The organism is Burkholderia sp. MSHR3999, assembly GCF_000833595.1.
Taxonomy (GTDB): domain Bacteria; phylum Pseudomonadota; class Gammaproteobacteria; order Burkholderiales; family Burkholderiaceae; genus Burkholderia; species Burkholderia ubonensis.
Genome location: NZ_JRFO01000001.1, coordinates 2,165,776 through 2,191,688 on the forward strand (window position 1 = coordinate 2,165,776; position 25,913 = coordinate 2,191,688).

A 25,913-nucleotide genomic window follows, 5' to 3' on the forward strand; every position below is an offset into this window, starting at 1 on the left:
TATATAGCGCTGCGCTACAATCCTGCCATGTTGACCGATCGGCTTTTCGCACGCTCGGCGCGACCGTCGGGCCCGCCGGCAGAGTCGCAGCCGTCCCGTTGGCACCACGGACCGTGGTGGTCCAACTCCTATTTGCTGACGCCCCTCCTGTCGATCCTCGTGTTCCTGGTGGTGATGAGCCTCATTCTATGGAGCCTCAACCGCCGCGAGCAGCAGCAGCAGGAAGACACGCTGTTCCGCAACGTCGCGTGGGCGCAGCAGCAGATCCGCCTGTCGATGACGGGCGCGCAGGAGCAGCTCCAGGCGCTGTCGCGCGACCTCGCGTCCGGCCGGCTCGACCAGAACGGGTTCCAGATGGCGGTCGCGGACGTGATGCAGACGCATCCCGAAATCCTCTACCTGAACTGGTACACGGCGCCGGGCACGCAGCGCTGGCCGGCCGTGCATCCGCCCGTGCTCGGCCAGCGGCTCGCGCGGCCGGGCGACGCGCAGATGCAGGACGCGGTGCGCGGCGCGTACGACGAGGCGCGCAGCTCGCGCCGCCAGGCCTATTCGCCGCTCGCCTACGACGACTTCGGCAACGGCTACATCACGCTGCAGACGCCCGTGATGCGCGGCGATCGCGAGTACCTCGGCTCGATCGCCGCCGTGTTCTCGGTCGAAGGGATCCTGAAGCACGACATCCCGCAGGAGCTGTCGTCGAAATACAAGATCTCGATCACCGACGCGAACAACCGCGAGCTGTCGTCGACGTCGTCGCGCCCGCGCCTGCCGCGCGACTCGCACTACGACCTGCCGCTCGATCCGCCCGGCCAGGGCCTGACCGTGCGCGTCTACGCGTTCCCGCAGCTCACCAACCTGACCAACAATACGCTCGTCTGGCTCGTCGCGGGGCTGTCGTGCTTCGTGCTGTGGAGCCTCTGGAGCCTGTGGAAGCACACCCGCCAGCGCTTCGAGGCGCAGCAGGCGCTGTACGCCGAGGCGTTCTTCCGCCGCGCGATGGAGAACTCGGTGCTGATCGGCATGCGCGTGCTCGACATGCACGGCCGCATCACGCACGTGAACCCGGCGTTCTGCCGGATGACCGGCTGGGACGAGAGCGACCTCGTCGGCAAGGTCGCGCCGTTCCCGTACTGGCCGCGCGATTCCTACCCGGAGATGCAGCGCCAGCTCGACATGACGCTGCGCGGCAAGGCGCCGAGCTCCGGCTTCGAGCTGCGCGTGCGGCGCAAGAACGGCACGCTGTTCCATGCGCGCCTGTACGTGTCGCCGCTGATCGACAGCGCCGGCCGCCAGACCGGCTGGATGTCGTCGATGACGGACATCACCGAGCCGAAGCGCGCGCGAGAAGAGCTTGCCGCCGCGCACGAGCGCTTCACGACGGTGCTCGAGAGCCTCGACGCCGCGGTGTCGGTGCTCGCCGCCGACGAAGCCGAGCTGCTGTTCGCGAACCGCTATTACCGGCACCTGTTCGGCATCCGCCCGGACGGCCACCTCGAGCTGTCCGGCGGCGGCTTCGACCGCGCGCAGGCGTCGTCCGACTCGATCGACATGGTCGACACCTTCGCCGGCCTGCCGGCCGCCGCGCTGACCGGCAGCACCGCGGACGCGCAGGAGGTCTACGTCGAGAGCATCCAGAAATGGTTCGAGGTGCGCCGCCAGTACATCCAGTGGGTCGACGGCCACCTCGCGCAGATGCAGATCGCGACCGACATCACGACCCGCAAGAAGGCGCAGGAGCTCGCGCACCAGCAGGAAGAGAAGCTGCAGTTCACGAGCCGATTGATGACGATGGGCGAAATGGCGTCGTCGATTGCTCACGAATTGAACCAGCCGCTCGCGGCGATCAACAACTACTGCTCGGGCACGCTCGCGATGGTCAAGAGCGGCCGCGCGACCAACGAAATGCTGGCGCCCGCGCTCGAGAAGACCGCGCAGCAGGCGCTGCGCGCGGGGATGATCGTCAAGCGGATCCGCGAATTCGTGAAGCGCAGCGAGCCGAAGCGCCAACCGGCGCGGGTCGCGGACATCGTCGCCGACGCGGTCGGGCTCGCCGAAATCGAGGCCAGGAAGCGCAGGATCCGGATCGTCACGGAAATCCTCGCAAGAATGCCTATTATTTATGTCGACCCCGTGCTGATCGAGCAGGTGCTCGTGAACCTGATGAAGAACGCGGCCGAAGCGATGGCCGACGTGAAGCCGGCATCGGCCGACGGCGTGATCCGCGTCGTCGCCGATCTGGAGGCGGGCTTCGTCGACATCCGCGTGATCGACCAGGGTCCGGGCGTCGACGAAGCGACCGCCGAGCGCCTGTTCGAGCCGTTCTACAGCACCAAGTCCGACGGCATGGGCATGGGGCTGAACATCTGCCGCTCGATCATCGAATCGCATCGCGGGCGTCTGTGGGTGGTCAACAATGTCGAGGCGGATGGCCGCATCTCCGGCGCGACGTTCCACTGCAGCCTGCCCATTGGGGAACCCGCTGATCTCGGCCGAGGGGGGTCCGAGGCATCGGCATCACATACCGTTACGGGAGAATTATGAATAGCCCTGTCACCACCACTCAGGAAACCGTCTTTGTCGTCGACGACGACGAGGCCGTGCGCGACTCGCTGCGCTGGCTGCTGGAGGCGAACGGCTATCGCGTGCAATGCTTCTCGAGCGCCGAGCAGTTCCTCGATGCGTACCAGCCCGCCCAGCAGGCCGGCCAGATCGCGTGCCTGATCCTCGACGTGCGGATGTCCGGCATGAGCGGCCTCGAGCTGCAGGAACGCCTGATCGCCGACAATGCCGCGCTGCCGATCATCTTCGTCACCGGTCACGGCGACGTGCCGATGGCCGTGTCGACGATGAAAAAGGGTGCGATGGACTTTATCGAGAAGCCGTTCGACGAGGCGGAGTTGCGCAAGCTCGTCGAGCGGATGCTCGACAAGGCCCGAAGCGAAAGCAAGAGCGTCCAGGAACAGCGCGCCGCGAGCGAGCGTCTGTCGAAGCTGACCGCCCGCGAGCAGCAGGTGCTCGAGCGGATCATCGCCGGGCGCCTGAACAAGCAGATCGCCGACGACCTCGGCATCAGCATCAAGACGGTCGAAGCGCACCGCGCGAACATCATGGAAAAGCTCAACGTCAACACGGTGGCCGACCTGCTGCGCCTCGCGCTGTCGAAGAAACAGGCGTGAGCCCCGTCGCGGCCCGGCCGAGCCTGCCGGGCCCGCGCGCCGCCCCGCCCCGACGCGGCCTGAGCGCGGGGCGGCGACTTCACGTTCGGGCGGCGGGCGATCCTGCGGCCCGCCGATGACGCTTCCCGCGCATTCGCTGTCGGACGGCGGCAGGCGGACGGTATAATTCTCTGCTTTGCTGCGGCGCACCCCGACGCGCCGCACGCCCGCATTCCAACTTCCGCAGAACCCACCACCATGACAGCCCTCCTCATCGACGGCAACGCCCTTTCGAAGACCTTGCGCGCCCAGGCCGCCGAACGCGCCGCAGCACTCACCGCCCGTGGCCACCAGCCCGGCCTCGCGGTGATCCTCGTCGGCGACAATCCGGCCAGCGAAGTCTATGTGCGCAACAAGATCAAGGCGTGCGAGGACAACGGCTTCTTCTCGCTGAAGGATCGCTACCCGGCATCGCTGTCCGAAGCGGACCTGCTCGCGCGCATCGACGCGCTGAACCGCGATCCGAAGATCCACGGAATCCTCGTCCAGCTGCCGCTGCCGAAGCACATCGACAGCCACAAGGTGCTCGAGGCGATCGCGCCGGAGAAGGACGTCGACGGCTTCCACGTCGCGAACGCGGGCGCGCTGATGACCGGCAAGCCGCTGTTCCGCCCGTGCACGCCGTACGGCGTGATGAAGATGTTCGAGGCTCACGACATCCCGCTGCAGGGCGCGAACGCGGTCGTGATCGGCCGCTCGAACATCGTCGGCAAGCCGATGGCGATGCTGCTGCTCGAAGCGGGCGCGACCGTGACGATCTGCCACAGCAAGACGCGCGACCTCGCCGCGCATACGCGGCAGGCCGACATCGTCGTCGCCGCGGTCGGCAAGCGCAACATCCTGACGGCCGACATGGTGAAGCCGGGCGCGACCGTGATCGACGTCGGCATGAACCGCGACGACGCCGGCAAGCTGTGCGGCGACGTCGACTTCGCGGGCGTGAAGGAAGTGGCCGGCCACATCACGCCGGTGCCGGGCGGCGTTGGCCCGATGACCATCACGATGCTGCTGATCAACACGATCGAAGCCGCCGAGCGCGCCGCCGCGGCCGCTTGACCACCCCCCCTCCCGCCGGCGCGCGTCCGCGTGCCGGCATCCGGCCGGCCGCCGTCGGGCGTGTTCCGGCCCCGCCCCAATCGCGCCGTTAGAAACTATCGATTGGAAAGCGCGCGATGCGCCCCAATAATGTCGATATCGGGCGCTCCGCCGCGCCCTCCCCTCCATCACCCCGGTTCATCCGGCAACAGACAGGGAGTCTTATGTCCGCAAGCGCCAATACCAATCCGCTCCTCGACTTCTCCGGCCTGCCCCGTTTCGGCGAGATCCGCCCGGAACACGTCACGCCCGCGCTCGACACGCTGCTCGCCGATGCCAATCGCGCCGTCGACGCCGCGAGCGCGAGCGCGACGCCGGCGACCTGGGCGGACGTCGTCGAGGCGGTCGAGCGCGCGACGGAGCCGCTCGGTCGCGCCTGGGGCGTCGTCGGCCACCTGAACGCGGTCGCCGACACGCCCGAGTTGCGCGCCGCATACGGCGAGAACCTGCCGCGCGTGACCGAGTTCTGGTCGAGCGTCGGCCAGAACCTCGCGCTGTACGAGAAGTACAAGGCGATCGCGGCAAGCGCCGAATACGCGACGCTGTCGGTCGAGCGCAAGAAGATCCTCGACAACGCGCTGCGCGACTTCCGCCTGTCGGGCGCGGAGTTGCCGGAAGACCAGAAGCCGCGCTTCGCCGAACTGCAGGAGCAGCAGGCCGCGCTGTCGAAGGCGTTTTCCGATCACGTGCTCGATGCGACCAATGCGTACGCGTATGTCGCGCAGGACGAGGCCGAACTGGCGGGCCTGCCCGGCGACGCGATCGAGGCGGCTCGCGAAGCCGCGCAGAAGGACGGCAAGGACGGCTGGAAATTCACGCTGCATTTCCCGTCCTACTTCCCGGTGCTGCAGTACGCGGACAACCGCGCGCTGCGCGAGACGCTCTATCGCGCATATGCGACGCGCGCGTCCGAACTCGGCCCGCAATACGGCGGCGGCAACGCCGAGTGGGACAACACGGCGATCGTCGCCGACGAGCTGAAGCTGCGCCGCGAAGAGGCGCAGATGCTCGGCTATCGCAACTTCGCCGAAGTGTCGCTCGCGCCGAAGATGGCCGAGTCGCCGCAGCAGGTCGTCGCATTCCTCGAGGATCTCGCGACGCGCGCGCGCCCGCACGCGGACCAGGACTGGGACGAGCTGCGCGCGTTCGCCGCGAAGGAACTCGGCCTGGCCGAGCTCGCGCCGTGGGACGTCGCGTATGCGGCCGAGAAGCTGCGCCAGCAGCGCTACGCGTTCTCGGAAAACGAGGTCAAGCAGTACTTCCCGGAACCGGCCGTGCTGAAGGGCCTGTTCACCGTCACCGAAACGCTGTTCGGCGTGCGGATCAAGGCGGACGACGCGCCGGTCTGGCACAAGGACGTGCGCTTCTTCCGCGTCGAGAATCGCGACGGCTCGCTCGTCGCGCAGTTCTATCTCGACCTGTACGCGCGTGAAGGCAAGCGCGGCGGCGCATGGATGGACGATGCGCGCTCGCGCGCGAAGCGCGGCAGCAGCGTGCAGACGCCGGTCGCGTACCTGACCTGCAACTTCTCCGCGCCGGTCGGCGGCAAGCCCGCGTGCTTCACGCACGACGAGGTGATCACGCTGTTCCACGAGTTCGGCCACGGCCTGCATCACATGCTCACGCGCGTCGACGAGCTCGGCGTGTCGGGCATCAACGGCGTCGAATGGGATGCGGTCGAGCTGCCGTCGCAGTTCATGGAGAACTTCTGCTGGGAATGGGACGTGCTGTCGTCGATGTCGTCGCACGTCGACACGGGCGCGACGCTGCCGCGCGCGCTGTTCGACAAGATGATCGCCGCGAAGAACTTCCAGAGCGGCCTCGGCACGCTGCGGCAGATCGTGTTCTCGATGTTCGACATGCTGCTGCACGTCGATTTCGATCCGGCGGGCGCGATCGGCGTGAACGACTTCGCGCGCGAGATCAACGAGCGCTACCACGTGATCCCGCAAGCGCCGTTCTCGCGCTGGCCGAACACGTTCAGCCACATCTTCGCGGGGGGCTACGCGGCCGGCTACTACAGCTACAAGTGGGCCGAAGTGCTGTCCGCGGATGCGTACGCGGCGTTCGAGGAAGCCGCCGCAGCCGGCGGCAGCGTGCTCGATGCGGCGACCGGCACACGCTATCGCCGCGAGATCCTCGAGGTCGGCGGCAGCCGTCCGGCGATGGATTCGTTCAAGGCGTTCCGCGGCCGCGAACCGCAGATCGACGCGCTGCTGCGCCACAACGGGATGGCCGCGCCCGCGCACTGAGCGCCCCGCCCGTTTTGCACGCATCGATGACGACGGCACCGCATTGCGCGGTGCCGTTTTTCATGGCGCCGGCGGCTCGGGTTCGAACAGCGCGATCTGCCCGTGCCGCTCGGCGGTGTCTTCGTCGATGCGCACGCCGACGCCGAGCAGCCGCACCGGCTGCGCGCGCCGCGTCAAGCCCTTCGCGAGCAGCGCGACGGCCGTCTCCGCGTTCGTCGCATCGGCGACGCATTCGACCGTCGTGCGCTGGAAATCGGCGAAGCGGATCTTCACGTACAGCTTGCGGATCGACCGCGCGGCGCCCGCGCGCGCGATGCGCGCGTCGAGCTGGTCGGTCAGCTTGCGAATCTCGGCCGCGCATTGGTCGAGCGTCGTCAGGTCGGTCACGTAGGTCGTCTCGACGCTGACCGACTTGCGCTCCTGGTCCGCCTGCACCGGCCGCGCGTCGATGCCGCGCGACAGCTCGTAGAGGCGCCGCCCGAACGCGCCGAATTCGCGATGCAGATCGATCAGCGACCATTCGCGCAGTTGCGCGCAGGTCTGGATGCCGAGCCGGTCGAGGCGCGCGGCCGTCACCTTGCCGACGCCGTGCAGCTTGCGTACGGGCAGCGCCGCGACGAACGCGTCGACTTCGTGCGGGCGCACGACGAACAGGCCGTCGGGCTTGTTCCAGTCCGACGCGATCTTCGCGATGAACTTGTTCGGCGCGACGCCCGCCGACACCGTGACGCCGACCGTTTCGAACACCCGCCGGCGGATCTCGCGGGCGATCAGCGTCGCGCTGCCCTGGCAGCGCTCGGAACCGCTGACGTCGAGATACGCCTCGTCGAGCGACAGCGGCTCGACGTCGGCCGTGTAGTCGCGATAGATCGCCATGATCTGGCGCGACGCGGCGCGGTACTTGTCCATCGCCGACGGCAGGATCAGCAGGTCCGGGCACTTGCGCATCGCGAGCGCCGACGACATCGCCGAATGCACGCCGTAGCGCCGCGCCTCGTAATTGCAGGTCGCGATCACGCCGCGCTGATCCGGGCGGCCGCCGACCGCGAGCGGACGCCCGCGCAGCGACGGGTCGTCGCGCATTTCCACCGACGCGTAGAAGCAGTCGCAGTCGCAGTGGATGATCTTGCGCACGCGCGGCGGCGCCTCGGCCGGTGGCGGCGCGCTCGGTTCGGCTGGCGGAATGGTGGTCGGGCTCACGGTGCCGATACTGTACAAAAACACAGTGCCGGTTTCAACTGCCCCGTGCTGCCACGCACGGCCGCTCCGTACCGGCCGGCTTCGCGCGAAGCGTATCGCCGGGCGCTCGCTCGCGCACCTATACTCGCGGCGATACGGTAAACGGGGAAGTCGCGGATGAAGACGATCGGACTGATCGGCGGGATGAGCTGGGAATCGTCGGCGGAATACTATCGGATGCTGAACCGGTATTCGAAGGCGCTGCACGGCGGGCATCACAACGCGAAGAGCGTGATGGTGACGGTCGATTTCGCGGAAATCGAAGCGTTGCAGCGCGTGCACGACTGGCCCGCGCTCGGTGCGCACATGGCCGCCGCCGCGCGGCAGCTCGAAGCGGCAGGCGCTGACCTGATCGTGCTCACGACCAACACGATGCATCGCGTGCACGACGCGATCGAGGCGGCGGTTGCGCTCCCTTTCCTGCACATCGCCGATCCGACCGGCGAAGCACTGCTTGCGGCGGGCGTCTCGCGCGTCGGCCTGCTCGGCACGCGCTATACGATGGAACTGCCGTTCTATGCGGAGCGGCTGCGCGGGAAGTTCGGGCTCGACGTGCTCGTGCCGGATGAACGCGGGCGTGATGACGTGCATCGGATCATCTACGACGAGCTGTGTCACGGTGTGGTCGACGCGGGGTCGCGCGCGACGTATGCGAGGATCATCGAAGGACTTGCGAAGCGTGGCGCGCAGGCCGTGATCCTCGGCTGCACGGAAATCACGCTGCTGATCGGCGCGGAGGATTCGCCGTTGCCGGTGTTCGATACGACTGCGCTGCATGCGCAGGCGGCGGTCGAATGGGCGGCGCGTTGACGCATACGCACCCATACGCTGCTCGCGCGAGACACGCGCAGAAAACAAAAAACCCGGCATCGAGCCGGGTTCTTGTTGGCGAGGTGCGCATCGGTCACTTGCGCTGCACATCGCCAGATGTGCTTGGTTGCGGGGGTAGGATTTGAACCTACGACCTTCGGGTTATGAGCCCGACGAGCTGCCAGACTGCTCCACCCCGCGTCAGAGAAATAAATTATAGGGGCACTGCGATCACACGTCAAAGGTTTATTGCAAATTCTTGACGGCCGCGCCGATCGAACTAGTTCTTCCGCCGCGCAAAGCGCCCGCGCGCCGTTCTCCCGGCGAATAGGCGCGCACCCGCCGGCTCCTTACGCTGGGGACGTTTCTTCGTTTCGAGAGAACGTCCATGGCTGCCTCCCCTCCTTCCATCGATCGGCACGCAATACCGGTGCTGATCTCCAACACGTTCGCGTTCACGGTCTGCTTCGCCGTCTGGATGATGTTCGCGATCCTCGGCATCCCGCTCAAGCAAACGCTCGGCCTCAACGACACCGAATTCGGCCTGATCGCCGCGATGCCGGTGTTGAGCGGCTCGCTGATCCGCGTGCCGCTCGGCATCTGGACGGATCGCTACGGCGGACGCGTCGTGTTCGTCGCGCTGATGCTCGCCACGGTCGTGCCGGTCTGGCTCGTCGCCGATGCGACGCAGCTCTGGCAATTCCTGCTGCTGGGGCTGTGCGTCGGCCTCGCCGGCGGCTCGTTCTCGGTCGGCACGCCGTACGTCGCGCGCTGGTTCCCGAAGGCGCGGCAAGGACTCGCGATGGGCGTATTCGGCGCCGGCAACGCGGGCGCCGCGCTCAACAAGTTCGTCGCGCCCGCGCTGATCGCGGCGGCCGGCACCTGGACGATCGTGCCGCGCGTCTATGCGCTTGCGCTGCTCGTCACCGCCGCGATCTTCTGGCTCGGCTCGGCCACGAACCCCGCCCACCACGGCAGCGGCGACATCACGCTGCGCGAGCAATTGCGCGTGCTGCGCGACCCGCGCGTGTGGCGCTACGCGCAGTACTACTCGGTCGTGTTCGGCGGCTACGTCGGCCTGTCGCTGTGGATGACGCAGTACTACGTCGGCGAGTACGGCTTCACGATGCAGGCCGCCGCGTTTCTCGCCGCCTGCTTCTCGCTGCCCGGCGGCGTGCTGCGCGCGATCGGCGGCTGGCTGTCGGACCGCTACGGCGCGTATCGCACGACGTGGTGGGTCATGTGGGCCTGCTGGCTTGCCTTCTTCGTGCTCAGCTATCCGCCGACCGACTTCGTCGTGCGCGGCGCGCACGGCCCGCTCGCGTTCCATCTCGGCCTGTCGCCGGCGGCCTTCACCGTGCTGATGTTCGGCGTCGGCATCGCCATGGCGGTCGGCAAGGCGTCGGTCTTCAAGTTCATCGCCGACGAATTCCCCGACCGGATGGGCGCAGTGTCGGGCGTCGTGGGCCTCGCCGGCGGCCTCGCGGGCTTCCTGCTGCCGATCCTGTTCGGCGCGCTCGCGGACCTGACCGGCGTGCGCTCGACCTGCTTCATGCTGCTTTACGGCGCCGTCAGCGTCAGCCTCGTCTGGATGCACTTCAGCTTCCGCGCCGAACGGGCCGCGCACGACCAGCTCGTGCTCGCCGCCCGCCGGTCCTGACCGTTTCCCCCTCTCCCCCCGTTTCACGGAGCACATCATGTCCACGCCTGTCCTTGTCCGCTGGGATCCCGAAGATCCCGCCTTCTGGCGCACCCAGGGCCGCCCTGTCGCCTGGCGCAACCTGCTGATCTCGATCCCGGCGCTGGCGCTCGCCTTCGCGGTGTGGTCGCTCTGGAGCGTCGTCGTCGTCAACCTCGATCGCGCCGGCTTCCATTTCAGCAAGAACCAGCTGTTCTGGCTCACCGCGCTGCCCGCGCTGTCCGGCGCGACGCTGCGGATCTTCTACTCGTTCCTCGTGCCGATGTTCGGCGGACGCCGCTTCACCGCGATCTCGACGGCCAGCCTGCTGATCCCCGCGATCGGCATGGGCGTCGCGCTGCGCGACCCGTCGACCGGCTATCCGACGCTCCTCATGCTCGCGCTGCTCTGCGGGTTCGGCGGCGCGAACTTCAGCTCGTCGATGGCGAACATCAGCTTCTTCTTCCCGAAAGCCGAAAAGGGGCTCGCGACCGGCCTGAACGCCGGCATCGGCAACCTCGGCGTGTCGGTCGTGCAGTTCGTCACGCCGCTCGTGATCTCGGTCGGCCTGTTCGGCGCGCTGGCCGGCGCGCCGCAAGGCGGGGCCGTCGACGGCGGCGGACCACCGGTCTGGCTGCAGAACGCCGGCTTCGTCTGGGTGCCGTTCATCGTCGTCGCGACGCTGGCCGCGTGGTTCGGGATGAACGACATCGCGGACGCCCGCGCATCGTTCGCCGAGCAGGCCGTGATCTTCCGCAGGCGGCACAACTGGCTGATGTGCTGGCTCTACGTCGGCACGTTCGGCTCGTTCATCGGCTTCTCCGCCGGCTTCGCGCTGCTGACGAAGGCGCTGTTCCCGGGCGTCGACGCGGCCGCCTACGCGTTCCTCGGGCCGCTCGCGGGCGCGCTCACGCGCCCCGTCGGCGGCTGGATCTCCGACCGTCTCGGCGGCGCGCGCGTCACGCTGTGGACCTTCGCCGGCATGATCGCCGCGGTCGCGGGCGTGATCGCGTGCCTGCCGTCCGCCGGCAACGCGGGCAATTTCGCGGGATTTCTCGCGCTGTTCGTCGCGCTGTTCGCGCTGACCGGCATCGGCAACGGCTCCACGTTCCGGATGATTCCGGTGATCTTCCTCACCGAGCGGCAGCGCGCCGCGCAAGGCGGCACCGAGGCCGACCGCCGCCAGGCGGTGGTCGACGCCGGCCGGGAGTCGGCGGCGGTGCTCGGCTTCGCCGGCGCGATCGGCGCATACGGCGGCTTCTTCATCCCGAAGACCTTCGGCACGTCGCTCGACTGGACCGGCTCGGCCGTGCCCGCGCTCGCGTGCTTCATCGCGTTCTACGCGACCTGCGTCGCGATCACCTGGTGGTTCTATGCGCGCCGCCGCGCACCGATGCCCTGTTGACCGGCGTCAAGACCACGCGCCGCGCGCCCGCCGTCCGGCGCCGCAGCGGCGGGCCTGCGACATCGCGTCCTGGTTCGTCCGAACTAGGCCGTCTCCCGCACGCCGCCACGCCCGACGGCGAATGGGCGCCGCGCCGCGCGACGCCTAAGCTGGACGCCGTCCCCTGATACCGGCCCGCGCATCGTGATCGCGCGGGCCACCGGAGAAACACGCATGAGTCATTTTCTGGATCGACTGAAATTCATGTCGCGCGTGAAGTCGACGTTCGCCGACGGCCACGGCGCCGTGGTGGACGAAGACCGCCGCTGGGAAGACGGCTATCGCAGCCGCTGGCAGCACGACAAGATCGTCCGCTCGACGCACGGCGTCAACTGCACCGGCTCCTGCTCGTGGAAGGTCTACGTGAAGAACGGCCTCATCACGTGGGAAACGCAGCAGACGGACTACCCGCGCACCCGCCCGGACCTGCCGAACCACGAGCCGCGCGGCTGCCCGCGCGGCGCGTCGTACAGCTGGTACGTGTATTCCGCGCAGCGCATCAAGTACCCGATGATCCGCGGGCGCCTGATGGAAATGTGGCGCGACGCGCGCAGGACGATGGACCCGATCGCCGCCTGGGAGTCGATCAGCCAGGACCCGGACAAGGCCGCCCACTACAAGTCGGTGCGCGGCCTCGGCGGCTTCGTGCGCGCCGACTGGGACACCGCGACCGAGATCGTCGCCGCCGCGAACGCATACACGATCAAGCGCTACGGCCCCGACCGCATCATCGGCTTCTCGCCGATTCCCGCGATGTCGATGGTCTCCTACGCGGCGGGCGCGCGCTACCTGAGCCTGATCGGCGGCACCTGCCTGTCGTTCTACGACTGGTACTGCGACCTGCCGCCGGCGAGCCCGCAGGTGTGGGGCGAGCAGACCGACGTGCCGGAATCCGCCGACTGGTACAACGCCGGCTACCTGATGGTCTGGGGCTCGAACGTGCCGCAAACGCGCACGCCCGACGCGCACTTCTATACGGAGGTGCGCTACAAGGGCACGAAGACGGTCGCGATCTCGTCCGACTACGGGGAGATGGTGAAATTCGGCGACATCTGGCTCGCGCCGAAGCAAGGCACCGACGCGGCGCTCGCGATGGCGATGGGTCACGTCGTGCTGACGGAGTTCCATGCGAACGGCCGCTCCGCGTATTTCCGAGACTACGTGAAGCAATACACCGACATGCCGATGCTCGTGATGCTGCGCGATCGCGACGGCGTGCCGGTGCCCGACCACTTCCTGCGCGCGTCGCATCTCGCCGGCGCGCTCAACGAGGCGAACCATCCGGAATGGAAGACGCTCGCGATCGACGCGTCGAGCGGCGACATCGTCGCGCCGAACGGCTCGATCGGCTTTCGCTGGGGCGAGGCCGCGCACGACGGCGGCGCGAAGGTCGGCCGCTGGAACCTCGAGATGAAGGACGGCGGCAGCGGCCGCGCGATCGATCCGCTGCTCACGCTCGTCGACGCGCACGACGAGATCGTCGACGTCGGCTTCCCGTACTTCGGCGGCGAGCACGACGCGCTGCTCGCGCGGCGCGTGCCCGTCAGGCGCGTCACGCTCGCGGACGGCACGACCGTGCGCGTCGCGACGGTCTACGACCTGCAGATGGCGAACTACGGCGTCGACCGCGGCCTCGGCGGCGCGCACGTCGCGGCGAGCTTCGACGACGACGTGCCCTGCACGCCCGCGTGGCAGGAAAAGCATACCGGCGTGCCGCGCCACCTCGTCGTGCAGGTCGCGCGCGAATTCGCGGACAACGCGGACCGCACGCGCGGCAAGAGCATGATCATCGTCGGCGCGGCGCTCAATCACTGGTACCACAACGACATGATCTACCGCGGCATCATCAACCTGCTGATGATGTGCGGCTGCATCGGCCAGAGCGGCGGCGGCTGGGCGCATTACGTCGGCCAGGAAAAGCTGCGTCCGCAGTTCGGCTGGGCGCCGCTCGCGTTCGGCCTCGACTGGTCGCGCCCGCCGCGCCAGATGAACGGCACGTCGTTCTTCTACAACCATACGAGCCAGTGGCGTCACGAGAAGCTCGCGGTCGGCGAGATCCTCGGGCCGACCGCCGACGCGTCGCGCTACGACGGCCTCACGCTGCTCGACCTCAACGCGCGGTCGGAGCGCATGGGCTGGCTGCCGTCCGCGCCGCAGCTCGGCCGCAATCCGCTCGACGTCGTCGACGAAGCGGCGCGCGCGGGCCGCGAGCCGGTCGCGTATGCGGTCGAGCTGCTCAAGTCCGGCGCGCTCGATTTCGCGTGCGACGATCCGGACAACCCCGCGAACTTCCCGCGCAACATGTTCGTGTGGCGCTCGAACATCCTCGGCAGCTCCGGCAAGGGGCACGAGTATTTCCTCAGGTACCTGCTCGGCACCCAGCATGCGCTGTTCAGCGACGAGGCCGACGCGCTGAAGCCGTCGGAGGTCCGGGTGCGCGACGCGGCCGAAGGCAAGCTCGACCTGCTCACGGTGCTCGACTTCCGGATGAGCACGACGTGCCTGTACGGCGACGTCGTGCTGCCGACGGCGACGTGGTACGAGAAGGACGACCTGAACACGTCGGACATGCATCCGTTCATCCATCCGCTGTCCGAAGCCGTGCAGCCGCTGTGGGAAAGCAGGACCGACTGGGAGATCTACAAGGCGATCGCGAAAAAATTCAGCGAGCTGGCCGGCCCCTACCTCGGCACGCGCCGCGACCTCGTCCTCACGCCGCTGATGCACGACACGCCGGGCGAGCTCGGTCAGCCGTTCGAGCCGAAGGACTGGCGGCGCGGCGAATGCGACCTGATTCCCGGCAAGACGGCGCCGTCGATGACGGTCGTCGAGCGGAACTACGCGGACATCTACCGGAAGTTCACGTCGATCGGCCCGCTGCTCGACACGCTCGGCAACGGCGGCAAGGGCATCGGCTGGGACACGCGGCACGAAGTAGCCGAAATCGCCGCGCTCGGCGGGACGGTCGCCGAGCCGGGCGTCAGCGAGGGACGGCCGCGGCTCGACAGCGCGATCGACGCCGCCGAGATGATCCTCACGTTCGCGCCCGAAACCAACGGCCATGTCGCGGTGAAGGCGTGGCAAGCGCTGTCGAAGATCACCGGCCGCGACCACGCGCATCTCGCGGCAGGCCGCGAGCACGACAAGATCCGCTTCCGCGACGTGCAGGCGCAGCCGCGCAAGATCATCTCCGCGCCGACCTGGTCGGGGCTCGAATCGGACGAAGTCAGCTACAACGCGGGCTACACGAACGTGCACGAGCTGATCCCGTGGCGCACGCTGACGGGCCGCCAGCAGTTCTACCAGGACCATCGCTGGATGCTCGATTTCGGCGAAGGCGCGTGCGTGTACAAGCCCGCGATCGACACGAAGAGCGTCGCGCCGCTGCACCGGCGCATCCCGAACGGCCAGCCGGAGCTCGTGCTGAACTGGATCACGCCGCACCAGAAATGGGGCATCCACTCGACCTACTCCGACAACCTGCGGATGCTGACGCTGTCGCGCGGCGGCCCGCACGTGTGGCTGTCCGAAGCCGAGGCGCGCGACGCGGGCATCCGCGACAACGACTGGGTCGAGGTGTTCAACGTGAACGGCACGCTGACCGCGCGCGCGGTCGTGTCGCAGCGCGTGCCGGCCGGCATGTGCCTGATGTATCACGCGCAGGAAAAGATCGTGAACGTGCCCGGCGCGGAAACGAGCGGCAAGCGCGGCGGCATCCACAACTCGGTCACGCGCACCGTGACCAAGCCGACGCACATGATCGGCGGCTATGCGCAGCAGTCGTATGGCTTCAACTACTACGGCACGGTCGGCAGCAATCGCGACGAGTTCGTGATCGTGCGCAAGATGAATCGCGTCGACTGGCTCGACGCCCCGCTCACCGAAGGAGAAGCGCAATGAAGATCCGCGCGCAAGTCGCGATGGTCCTGAACCTCGACAAGTGCATCGGCTGCCACACCTGCTCGGTGACCTGCAAGAACGTCTGGACGTCGCGCGAAGGCGTCGAATATGCGTGGTTCAACAACGTCGAAACCAAGCCCGGCATCGGCTATCCGCGCGAGTGGGAAAACCAGGACAAGTGGCAAGGCGGATGGCGCCTGAACCCGAAAGGCCGGCTCGAGCCGCGCCAGGGCGGCAAGCTGAAGATCCTCGCGAACCTGCTCGCGAACCCGAACCTGCCCGCGATCGACGAATACTACGAGCCGTTCACCTACGACTACGCGCATCTGCAGCACGCGCCGCTGCTGCAGACGCCGCCGACCGCGCGCCCGGTGTCCGCGCTGACCGGCCGGAAGATGGACAAGATCGAATGGGGGCCGAACTGGGAGGACGACCTCGGCGGCGAATTCGCGTCGCGCAGCCGCGACCGGCTGTTCGACCAGGTGCAGAAGGACATGTACGCGACGTTCGAGAACACGTTCATGATGTACCTGCCGCGCCTGTGCGAGCACTGCCTGAATCCCGCGTGCGTCGCGTCGTGCCCGTCCGGCTCGGTGTACAAGCGCGACGACGACGGCATCGTCCTCGTCGACCAGGACAAGTGCCGCGGCTGGCGTATGTGCGTGTCCGGCTGCCCGTACAAGAAGATCTACTTCAACTGGCAGTCGGGCAAGGCGGAGAAATGCGTGTTCTGCTTTCCGCGCATCGAGGCCGGGCAGCCGACCGTCTGCTCCGAAACCTGCGTCGGCCGGATCCGCTATCTCGGCGTGATGCTGTACGACGCGGACCGCATCGAGGCGGCCGCGTCCGTCGAGCATCCGCAATCGCTGTACGACGCGCAGCTCGGCCTGTTCATGGACCCGAACGACCCGGCCGTGCGCGCGCAGGCGCTCGCCGACGGCGTGCCGGCGAGCTGGATCGACGCCGCGCAACGCTCGCCCGTCTACCGGATGGCGTGCGAATGGAAGATCGCGTTTCCGCTGCATCCCGAATACCGGACGCTGCCGATGGTCTGGTACGTGCCGCCGCTGTCGCCGATCCAGAGCGCCGCGCAGGCGGGCCACATGGGAATGAACGGCATCATCCCCGACGTGCGCAGCCTGCGCATCCCGATGCGCTATCTGGCGAACCTGCTGACGGCCGGCGACGAAGCGCCGGTGGCCGCCGCGCTCGACAGGATGCTCGCGATGCGCGCGTACAAGCGCGCGCAGACCGTGCACGGCGAGCACGACGCGGAGGTCCTCGCGCAGGTCGGCCTGCGCGCCGACCAGGTCGAGGCGATGTACGCGCTGCTCGCGATCGCGAACTACGAGGACCGCTTCGTGATCCCGTCGTCGCACAAAGAGATGGTCGAAGCCAGCTTCGACGAGAAAGGCCGTTGCGGCTTCTCGTTCGGCAACGGCTGCTCGGGCGGCACGTCGAACGGCACGCTGTTCGGCAGGAAGCGCGCCGAGCCGGGCGTCGCGTATGCAGCGCTGCCGACCACGCGCAAGCAAGCCGGCGCCGCCTGAAACCGAACCGGAGAACCTGATGTCGCCCTATCCGCTGCTGTCCGTGCTGCTCACCTATCCCGACGCAGACCTGCTCGACGCGCTGCCCGACGTTCGCGCGGCGCTCGAACGCGATCCCGGCGCGCGCGATGCGCTCGCGCCGCTCGTCGACCACCTCGCGCAAACGCCGCTGATCGCGCTGCAGGAAGCCTACGTCGCGACGTTCGACCGCACGCCCGCGCATTCGCTGCACCTGTTCGAGCACGTGCACGGCGAAAGCCGCGCGCGCGGCCAGGCGCTCGTCGACCTGCTCGACGAATACCGCCGCTTCGGCTTCGAGCCGGCGACGAACGAGCTGCCCGACTACCTGCCGCTGTTCGTCGAATTCCTGGGCGCGATCGCGGCCGACGGTCACGTGGCCGACGCGCGCCGCCTGCTCGGCGACGCGATCGACGTGATCGCCGCGCTCGGCGAGCGCCTCGAACGCGCGCAGAGCCCGTACGCGGGCGCGTTCGCGGTGCTGCACGCGCTGTCGCCGGTCGCGCCGCAACCGGTCGCCGAGCCGCCGCCGCGCACGATGGACGAGGCGCTCGAGCGCTTCGGACCGGGCGCGGACGGCGTCGAGCCGCTGCCGGGCGCGACGTCCGCCGGCGTCCAGCCGATCCGCTTTCATCCGCGCCACGCGCGACCGTGACGCATCCGCTCCTGTCCAGCCAGAAGGCTTCGCCATGTCTTACCTGAACACCTTTCTCTTCGGGATCTATCCGTACCTCGCCGCCGCGCTGTTCCTGTTCGGCAGCCTCGCGCGCTTCGAGCGCGAGCAATACACGTGGAAGACCGACAGCTCGCAACTGCTGCACCGCGGTGCGCTGCGCACCGGCAACATCCTGTTCCACGTCGGCGTGCTCGGCCTCTTCTTCGGGCACCTCGTCGGCCTGCTCACGCCCGTGGCCGTGTGGGACGCGCTCGGCGTCCCGCATCACGCGAAGCAGCTCTTCGCGATGACGGCGGGCGGCATCATGGGCGCGATCTGCGCCGCCGGGCTCGCGATCCTGCTGCATCGCCGGCTCACGCACCCGCGCATCGCGGCGGTGACCCGCACCGGCGACAAGGTGCTGCTCGCGTGGCTGCTCGTCACGCTGCTGCTCGGCCTGGCGACGATCGTCGCGTCGGCGTCGCACACGGACGGCGCGCTGATGGTCAGCCTGATGACGTGGGCGCAGCACGTCGTCACGTTCCGCGGCGACGCCGCCGCGCACGTCGCGCAAGCGCCGCTCGTGTTCAAGGCGCATCTGCTGATGGGCATCACGCTGTTCGCGATCTTCCCGTTCACGCGCCTCGTGCACGTGTGGAGCGGCTTCGCGTCGGTCGCGTATCTCGGGCGCGCGTGGCAGCTCGTGCGGGTGCGGCGATAAGCCTCACGCGCCGCCGTGTCGCAGCCGCCGCGTGCGCGCGCGCCCGATAATCGACCGGATCCCCCAACCGTTGCGTCCGCCATGCAGCCGACCGACCACCCGCCCGGCGCGCCGTTGCGCCATCGCCTGTCGACCCGCATCGTCGCGCTGTCGGCAGGCGCGCTCGCGCTCGTGCTCGCGATGATCGGCGGCACGCTGTGGCTGTCGTGGCAGCTCGAGGGCGCAGGCGCCGCGATCAACGACGCGGGCAGCCTGCGGATGCGCGCGACGCGCGTCTACGTCGATCTCGACCAGTACCGGCGCACCGGCCGCGCGCAGGCCCTCGACAGCGAATTCGCCGCGATCGACGGCACGCTCGCGCGGCTGCGGCGCGGCGATCCTTCGCGTCCGCTGTTCCTGCCCGCCACCGAACCGATCCGGCGGCAGCTCGACGCGGTCGCGGCGCGCTGGACGTCCGGGCTGAAGCCGCTGGCCACGGCCGCGGCCCGCCCCGCCGCCCCGGATGCGCTGCGCACGGCCTACGCGGACGCGCTCCCCGCGTTCATCGACGACGCCGACCGGCTCGTCGGCGAGATCGAGCGCGACAACGCGCGCAAGACGACGCTCCTGCGGCTGTCGCAGGCCGGGCTCGGCATGCTCGCGTGCGCGGGCGCCGTCGCCGCGGTCTACCTGCTCTACCTGTGGATCATCCTGCCCGTGATCCGGCTGCGCGACGGGCTCACGCGCATCGCGTCGCGCGAGTTCGGCGCGCGCCTGTCGGTGGACACGCGCGACGAATTCGGCGATCTCGCGCGCGGCTTCAACCGGATGGCGAACGAATTGCAGGAAGCCTACGCGGGCCTGGAAGCGCGCGTGCAGGAGAAGACCGCGCGGCTTGCATCGCAGAACCGCGAGCTGGCGGCGCTCTACGAAACGGCCGCGTTCCTGAACCGTCCGCAAACGGTGGACGACATGTGCCGCGGCTTCCTGCAACGCGCGATCCGGCAATTCGACGCCGACTCGGGCACGATCCGCGTGACTGCCCCGGACGGCAGGAAGCTGCATCTCGTGTCGGCCGAGGGCTTTCCCGAAGCGCTCGCCGACGCCGAGCGCTGCATGCCGGTCGGCGACTGCCATTGCGGCGCGGCCGCGCGCGACGAGACGGCCGTGCTGCGCGACATGCGCGGCAGCGCGACGCCGTGCGCGCGCGAGGGACTGATGGGCGTCGCGGTGTTTCGCATCGTCACGCAGGACGCGACGCTCGGCACCTTCTCGCTGCACTTTCGCGATGCGTCGCGCCTGCCGGCCGCCGAGCGGCGCGTGCTCGACACGCTCGGCCGGCATCTGGGCATCGCGCTCGATCATGCGCGGCTTTCCGCCAGCGCGCGCCAGCTTGCCGTCGCCGAAGAACGCAACCTCGTCGCGCAAGGCCTGCACGACAGCATCGCGCAAAGCCTCAACTTCGTGAACCTGCAGGCGCAGATGCTCGCCGACGCGATCGCGCACGACCACCTCGCCGATGCGCGGGAGATCCTGCCGATGCTGCGCCAGGGCATCGAGCAGAGCTACGCCGACGTGCGCGAGCTGCTCGTCAATTTCCGCACCCGCCTGTCGCACGGCGAGCTGCGCGCGGCGATCGCCGAGACGGTCGCGCGCTTCGAATCGCAAACCGGCATCGACACGACGCTCGACGACCGCGACGACGGCGGCGCGCCGCTGCCGCCGGACCAGCAGCTGCAGGTGCTGTTCATCCTGCAGGAAGCGCTGTCGAACGTGCGCAAGCACGCGCGCGCGCGGCACGTCGCCGTCACCGTCGAAAACGGCGCGGCGTTCCGCCTGCACGTCGCCGACGACGGCCGCGGCTACGACCCCGCGGCGCTCGATGCGCACGGCCACACGCAGGTCGGGCTCGCGATCATGCGCGAGCGCGCGGCGCGCCTGCGCGCGACGCTCACGCTGTCCGGCGCGCCGGGGCAAGGCGCGCGGGTCGACCTGTCGTTGCCCGCCGGCATGCGGCAAACCGCCTGAGGAAGCGCCACCATGACGATCCGAGTACTCCTGATCGACGATCACACGCTGTTTCGCAGCGGCCTCAAGCTGCTGCTGCAGCGCCAGCCCGATTTCGAGATCGTCGACGACGCGCCGGACGGCGTCGAAGGGCTCAAGCGCGCGAAGCAGCATCAGCCCGACGTGATCCTGCTCGACCTGAACATGCCCGGCCTGTCCGGCCTCGAAACGCTGCAGTTGCTCGTGCAGGACGTGCCGGGCGCGGCGGTCGTGATCCTGACCGTCTCCGAGGATGCGGAGGAACTGACCGCCGCGTTGCGCGACGGCGCATGCGGCTATCTCGTGAAGAACGTCGACGCGGACACGCTCGTCGCGGGCATCCGCAAGGCGGCCGCGCACGAACCGGTGATCGCGGACAGCATGACCGTGAAATGGATCGCGAGCCTGCGCGCGGCGCCCGCCGCGCCGCCGGCCGCTGCCGCGTCGCCGTCGGCCGGCGCCCCCGCTGCGCTGACGCCGCGCGAGCACGACATCGTGCGCGCGATCGCGCGTGGCGCCAGCAACAAGGAGATCGCGCGCGAGTTCGACGTGGCGGAGAGCACCGTGAAAATCCACGTGCAGAACGTCCTGAAGAAGCTGAATCTGTCGAGCCGCGTGCAGATCGCCGTCTATGCGGTCGAACAGGGCCTCGCCGGCATGCAGCCGTCCGACGGCTGACGCCGGCCCGCGGGTTCTCCGGGCCGGCCCGGTGCGCTCGCGGTAAGATGGCGGCCTCATGCACTCTCGCCGCCTCCATCGATGAAGATCGCCACCTGGAACGTCAACTCGCTCAACGTCCGCAAGCAGCACGTGCTCGACTGGCTCGCGCAAAGCGGCGCCGACGTACTGTGCCTGCAGGAGCTGAAGCTGCCGGACGACAAATTCCCGCGCGCCGATCTCGAGGCCGCCGGCTATCGCAGCTGGTTCACCGGCCAGAAGACCTACAACGGCGTCGCGATCCTCGCGCGCGACACCCTGCCGTTCGACGAATCGGACATCACCCGCAACGTCCCCGGCTTCGACGATCCGCAACAGCGCGTGATCGCGGTGACGATCGACGGCACGCGCATCATCTCCGCGTATTTCCCGAACGGCCAGGCGCCCGACTCCGACAAATTCGTCTACAAGATGCAGTGGCTCGATGCGCTGAACGCGTGGCTGCGCAGCGAACTGCGGCGCTACCCGAAGCTCGCGCTGCTCGGCGACTACAACATCGCGCCGGAAGACCGCGACGTGCACGATCCCGCGAAATGGGAGGGCCAGAATCTCGTGTCGCCGCAGGAGCGCGCGCACTTCGCGGGCCTGATCGAACTCGGGCTCGTCGACGCGTTCCGCCGCTTCGAGCAGCCCGAAAAGACCTTCACGTGGTGGGACTACCGGATGATGGCGTTCCGCCGCAACGCGGGGCTGCGCATCGACCACATCCTGCTGTCGCCGGCGCTCGCCGAAACCTGCACGTCGTGCGTCGTCGATCGCACGCCGCGCACGTGGGAGCAGCCGTCCGACCATACGCCCGTGGTCGCGGTCGTCGGCTGAGCACGCTGCCCGCGCGCGGTCAGTGACGCGCGGTCAGCGACGCGCGGTCAGCGACGCGCGGGAGCGGGCCCGAGATGGGCCCACAGGAAACCGAATTCGGCCGCGTCGGATTCGGCGCGCTCCAGATCGTCGGCGCTGCCGTGGCCGCCGTCGGTGTTCTCCCAGTACCACACCCGTTCGTGGCCGAGCGCGTGCATGCGCGCGGCCATCTTGCGCGCATGCGCGGGATGCACGCGATCGTCGCGCGTCGACGTCGTCAGCAGCAGCGGCGGATACGCGACGCCTTCGCGCACCCGGTGATACGGCGAGTACGCGGCCAGCGCCGCGCCCTCGCGCGGGTCGTCCGGGTCGCCGTACTCGTCCAGCCATGCGGCGCCCGCGTGCAGCTTCGGATAGCGTCGCATGTCGAGCAGCGGCACCCGGCAGAGCACCGCGCCGAACAGCTCCGGCCGCTGCACCATGCACGCGGCGACCAGCAGCCCGCCGTTGCTGCCGCCCTCGATGCCGAGCTGCGCGGCCGTCGTCACGCCCGTTGCGATCAGATCCTCGGCCACCGCGATGAAATCGTCGAACGAGCGCTGCCGGTGCTCGCGCTGCGCGTCGACGTGCCAGCGCGGCCCGAACTCGCCGCCGCCGCGGATGTGCGCGAACGCCGCGACGCCGCCGCGCTCGAGCCACGCGATGCCGAGCGCATCGCTGTAGCCCGGCAGGTTCGGCAACGCGAAGCCGCCGTAGCCGGACAGCAGGCACGGCCGCGCGACACGCGCGCCGCCGCCGGGCGCATCCAGCGCATCGCGCGGCCCGATCAGCGTGTACGGCACCACGGTGCCGTCGCGCGAGCGCGCATTCGCGCGACGCACGACGAGCCCGGCCGGGTCGAACTGCACCGGCGGCCGGTCGAGCAGCACGCGGCGCGACGGCGCATCGGCCGCACGATCGGCAAGATCGGCCAGCCAGCATTCGGGCGGATCGAGATAGGTGTCGACGTCCACGTACACGTCGTCGTTCACCGTCGCCTCGACGGGCTCGACGTCGATCTGCGCGTCGCCCGGCCAGTCGAACGGCCGCGCGTCCCACGTCCACGCGCCGTCGTCGGCCTGCCGCGGCTGCCACAGCAGCGTCCGGTTGTTCACGTCGTCGAGCCAGCTCGCGATCAGCGTGTGGCGCGTGTGCGTCCACGTGCACGCCGACGTCGTCGGCCCCGGCTCGAACAGCGTGTCGAACGCGCGCGAACCGGCAAGAAACGCCTCCTCGCGGATCGCGAGCAGCGAGCCGCCCGCGTGGCGCACGCCGTCGCATTCCCAGTCGAGCCGCGGCTCCATCATGAGCCAGCCCTGCCAGAATCCGACCTCGACGTGCGTCGGCACGTCGTAGCGCGCCCACTCGCCTTCGGCGGTCAGCCGGTACGAATGCAGATCGAAGAAATCGACGCTGCGCGATGCGAAGTGGCGGCCTTCGACGGGGTCGTACCACGCGCCCGCGCTAACGTCGTCGGGCTCGCCGCGGAACACGACGGGCGCATCGGCGAGCGGCGTGCCGCGCACCCAGCGCCGCGCTTCGTACGGATAGCCTGCCGCGGTCGCATGCGCTTCGCCGCGATCCCAGCTCACGTAGACGGTGTCGCGATCGATCCAGCCGATCGTATGATGGCCCGGCTCGTCGATCGTGAAACCCGCGTCGACGAAGCGGCGCTCGACGAGATCGAACTCGCGCACGACGACCGCGTCGGCGCCGCCCGGCGACAGCGACAGCAGCGCGCGATCGCCGTCCGGATACAGGATCGCGTCGTGCTCGAACACCCACGACTCGCCCTCTTCCACGCCGAGCGCGTCGACGTCGAGCAGCGTTTCCCACGCGGGCCGGCCCGCGCGCCAGTCGTCCCAGCGCGCGCGGCGCCACAGTCCCTTCGGATGAAGGTCGTCCTGCCACAGGTCGTACGCCCAGTCGCGCCAGCGGGCCGGAATCACCGGGCGCTCGCGCGGCAGGTAGGCTTGCGCGAGGCGCGCCACGAGCGCGCGATACGCGTCGTCGTCGCGCAGCGCGACGCGCGTGCGCGCGTTCTGCTCGTCGACCCACGCGCGGGCGCGCGCGCTGTCGAGCGCTTCGAGAAAACGGAACGGGTCGGCCCCGGCGGGCCAGCGGAAGGAATCGGACATGGCGGATCGACTTGGCAGCACACTGCGGTCAAACCGCGATTATGTCCGATCGCGGCATGCGCGGCGCCCGCGCATGCCGCACTGCGCGCTTACGGCTCCAGATGCAGTTCCTGGATCTTGCGCGTGATCGTGTTGCGGCCGATGCCGAGCCGCTCCGCCGCCTCGACCTTGCGGCCGCGCGTGAAGTCGAGCGCCTCGCGGATCACCGCGGCCTCGAAGCGGCGCGCGAGTTCGTCCATCACGTCGGCCGAATTCTCGCGCAACAGGCGCGCGACCTCGGTGCGCAGCCCGTGCTCCCACATTGGATAGCCGGCCGGCGCGCCGCCGTTCGGCGCCGCGGCGGCCGGCGCGCCCGTCACGCCGGCGATCGGCGGCAACGCGCTCGCGTCGCTGCCTGCCGCCTGCGCGTCGGCCGCGTCACCCATCGCGACGACGGCCGCGCCGGACGGCACGAGATCGGGCGGCAGGTCCTTGATCTCGACCGTCTGCGCGGGCGCCATCACGGTCAGCCAGTTCGCGAGGTTCTCGAGCTGCCGCACGTTGCCGGGGAACGGCAGCGACGTCAGGTACGCGAGCGCCTCGTCCGACACGCGCTTCGGCTCGACGCCGAGATCGCGCGCGCTCTTCTGCAGGAAGTGGCGTGTGAGCAGCGCGATGTCCTCGCTGCGTTCGCGCAGCGGCGGCAGGCGCAGCCGGATCACGTTGAGCCGGTGATACAGATCCTCGCGGAACAGCCCCTGCCGCACGCGCGACTCGAGGTTCTGGTGGGTCGCTGCGATCACGCGCACGTTCGCGCGCAGCGGGCTGTGGCCGCCGACGCGATAGAACTGGCCGTCCGACAGCACGCGCAGCAGGCGCGTCTGCAGGTCGAACGGCATGTCGCCGATTTCGTCGAGGAACAGCGTGCCGTTCTCGGCCTGCTCGAAGCGGCCCTGGCGCGTGGTCTGTGCGCCGGTGAACGCGCCGCGCTCGTGGCCGAACAGCTCCGATTCGAGCAGGTCCTTCGGAATCGCCGCGGTGTTCAGCGCGATGAACGGCCCGTTCGCGCGCGGACTGTGACGGTGCAGCGCCCGCGCGACGAGCTCCTTGCCGGTGCCCGACTCGCCGGTGATCAGCACGGTCGCGGCCGAATGCGACAGGCGGCCGATCGCGCGGAACATGTCCTGCATCGCGGGGGCCTGGCCGAGCATCTCGGGCGCCTCGGCGACGCGGTCGTCCTGCGGCGCGCCGCTGCGCAGGCTCTCCTCGACCGCGCGGCGGATCAGCTCGACGGCCTTGTCGACGTCGAACGGCTTCGCGAGGTATTCGAACGCGCCGCCCTGGAACGCCGCGACGGCGCTGTCGAGATCGGAGAACGCGGTCATGATGATCACCGGCAGGTCCGGCATCCGCTCGTGCACCGCCTGCAGCAGCTCGAGGCCCGAGCCGCCCGGCATCCGGATGTCGGACACCAGCACCTGCGGCGTCTCGTGGTCGAGCGCGCCGAGCGCGTCGCGCACGTTCGAGAAGCTCTTGGTCGCGAAGCTGTCGCGCGCGAGTGCCTTTTCGAGCACCCAGCGGATCGATTGGTCGTCGTCTACTATCCAGATCGGCTTCATAGGTCGGTCAGATATCTC

Annotated in this window: 17 protein-coding genes and 1 tRNA gene; 14 read left to right on the forward strand and 4 right to left on the reverse strand. The window is 69.1% G+C overall.

The features are described 5' to 3' along the window. Positions 1-27 precede the first annotated feature (27 nt). The 4 genes from fixL to KY49_RS10065 all read left to right on the forward strand — a co-directional run bounded on the left by fixL (position 28) and on the right by KY49_RS10065 (position 6,565). Positions 28-2,544, forward strand: coding sequence for an oxygen sensor histidine kinase FixL (gene fixL / locus KY49_RS10050; RefSeq protein WP_042584381.1), 2,517 nt, complete (start codon positions 28-30; stop codon positions 2,542-2,544). Further along, on the forward strand, positions 2,541-3,179 hold the full coding sequence (fixJ, locus tag KY49_RS10055) for an oxygen response regulator transcription factor FixJ (RefSeq protein WP_006493245.1): 639 nt from the start codon (positions 2,541-2,543) through the stop codon (positions 3,177-3,179). Before fixL ends, fixJ begins: the two co-directional genes overlap by 4 nt. Positions 3,180-3,416: 237 nt before the next feature. Next, positions 3,417-4,274, forward strand: a complete 858-nt coding sequence (gene folD, locus KY49_RS10060; protein ID WP_010091935.1) for a bifunctional methylenetetrahydrofolate dehydrogenase/methenyltetrahydrofolate cyclohydrolase FolD — start codon at positions 3,417-3,419, stop codon at positions 4,272-4,274. Positions 4,275-4,477: 203 nt separating this feature from the next. Further along, on the forward strand, positions 4,478-6,565 hold the full coding sequence (locus KY49_RS10065; RefSeq protein WP_042584382.1) for a M3 family metallopeptidase: 2,088 nt from the start codon (positions 4,478-4,480) through the stop codon (positions 6,563-6,565). A gap of 60 nt (positions 6,566-6,625) precedes the next feature. Here KY49_RS10065 and dinB read toward each other — a convergent pair whose 3' ends face one another. Further along, entirely contained in the window at positions 6,626-7,789 is a 1,164-nt protein-coding gene (gene dinB, locus KY49_RS10070; protein WP_042584383.1) for a DNA polymerase IV, read from the reverse strand. Between the two features lie 132 nt (positions 7,790-7,921). Here dinB and KY49_RS10075 point away from each other — a divergent pair, with 132 nt between their 5' ends. Next, positions 7,922-8,614 (forward strand): aspartate/glutamate racemase family protein, encoded by a 693-nt coding sequence (locus tag KY49_RS10075; protein ID WP_042584384.1) that lies wholly within the window; start codon positions 7,922-7,924, stop codon positions 8,612-8,614. Positions 8,615-8,738: 124 nt separating this feature from the next. Here KY49_RS10075 and KY49_RS10080 read toward each other — a convergent pair. After that, positions 8,739-8,815 (reverse strand) — tRNA-Met (locus KY49_RS10080). A gap of 187 nt (positions 8,816-9,002) precedes the next feature. Between KY49_RS10080 and KY49_RS10085 the strand changes: the two genes are divergently transcribed. The 9 genes from KY49_RS10085 to xth all read left to right on the forward strand — a co-directional run bounded on the left by KY49_RS10085 (position 9,003) and on the right by xth (position 22,141). Then, positions 9,003-10,274, forward strand: coding sequence for an MFS transporter (locus KY49_RS10085; protein WP_042584385.1), 1,272 nt, complete (start codon positions 9,003-9,005; stop codon positions 10,272-10,274). Between the two features lie 37 nt (positions 10,275-10,311). Further along, positions 10,312-11,697 carry a NarK family nitrate/nitrite MFS transporter gene (locus KY49_RS10090; protein WP_042584386.1) on the forward strand — a complete coding sequence of 462 codons (1,386 nt, stop codon included), beginning with the start codon at positions 10,312-10,314 and terminating at the stop codon, positions 11,695-11,697. Between the two features lie 213 nt (positions 11,698-11,910). Continuing rightward, positions 11,911-15,636 (forward strand): nitrate reductase subunit alpha, encoded by a 3,726-nt coding sequence (locus KY49_RS10095; RefSeq protein ID WP_042584387.1) that lies wholly within the window; start codon positions 11,911-11,913, stop codon positions 15,634-15,636. Next, on the forward strand, positions 15,633-17,186 hold the full coding sequence (narH, locus tag KY49_RS10100) for a nitrate reductase subunit beta (RefSeq protein WP_042584388.1): 1,554 nt from the start codon (positions 15,633-15,635) through the stop codon (positions 17,184-17,186). The genes KY49_RS10095 and narH overlap by 4 nt, the downstream gene beginning before the upstream one ends. Positions 17,187-17,205: 19 nt before the next feature. Next, a complete protein-coding gene (gene narJ / locus KY49_RS10105) occupies positions 17,206-17,859 on the forward strand; it encodes a nitrate reductase molybdenum cofactor assembly chaperone (RefSeq protein WP_042584656.1) in 654 nt (217 codons plus the stop codon). A gap of 34 nt (positions 17,860-17,893) precedes the next feature. Further along, positions 17,894-18,580: a respiratory nitrate reductase subunit gamma gene (gene narI, locus KY49_RS10110; protein WP_042584389.1), complete on the forward strand. Its 687-nt coding sequence runs from the start codon at positions 17,894-17,896 to the stop codon at positions 18,578-18,580. 81 nt (positions 18,581-18,661) lie between these two features. Continuing rightward, entirely contained in the window at positions 18,662-20,587 is a 1,926-nt protein-coding gene (locus KY49_RS10115) for a type IV pili methyl-accepting chemotaxis transducer N-terminal domain-containing protein (protein WP_042584390.1), read from the forward strand. A 12-nt stretch (positions 20,588-20,599) separates the two neighbouring features. After that, complete coding sequence (locus KY49_RS10120; RefSeq protein ID WP_042584391.1) at positions 20,600-21,283, forward strand: response regulator; 684 nt, start codon at positions 20,600-20,602, stop codon at positions 21,281-21,283. A gap of 81 nt (positions 21,284-21,364) precedes the next feature. Then, the gene (gene xth, locus KY49_RS10125) at positions 21,365-22,141 is read left to right on the forward strand and encodes an exodeoxyribonuclease III (protein WP_042584392.1); all 777 of its coding nucleotides are present in this window, start codon (positions 21,365-21,367) and stop codon (positions 22,139-22,141) included. A 47-nt stretch (positions 22,142-22,188) separates the two neighbouring features. Here xth and KY49_RS10130 read toward each other — a convergent pair whose 3' ends face one another. Beyond that, positions 22,189-24,297 carry a prolyl oligopeptidase family serine peptidase gene (locus KY49_RS10130; RefSeq protein ID WP_042584393.1) on the reverse strand — a complete coding sequence of 703 codons (2,109 nt, stop codon included), beginning with the start codon at positions 24,295-24,297 and terminating at the stop codon, positions 22,189-22,191. An 89-nt stretch (positions 24,298-24,386) separates the two neighbouring features. Further along, positions 24,387-25,895 (reverse strand): nitrogen regulation protein NR(I), encoded by a 1,509-nt coding sequence (gene ntrC / locus KY49_RS10135; protein ID WP_042584394.1) that lies wholly within the window; start codon positions 25,893-25,895, stop codon positions 24,387-24,389. Positions 25,896-25,913: the final 18 nt, after the last annotated feature.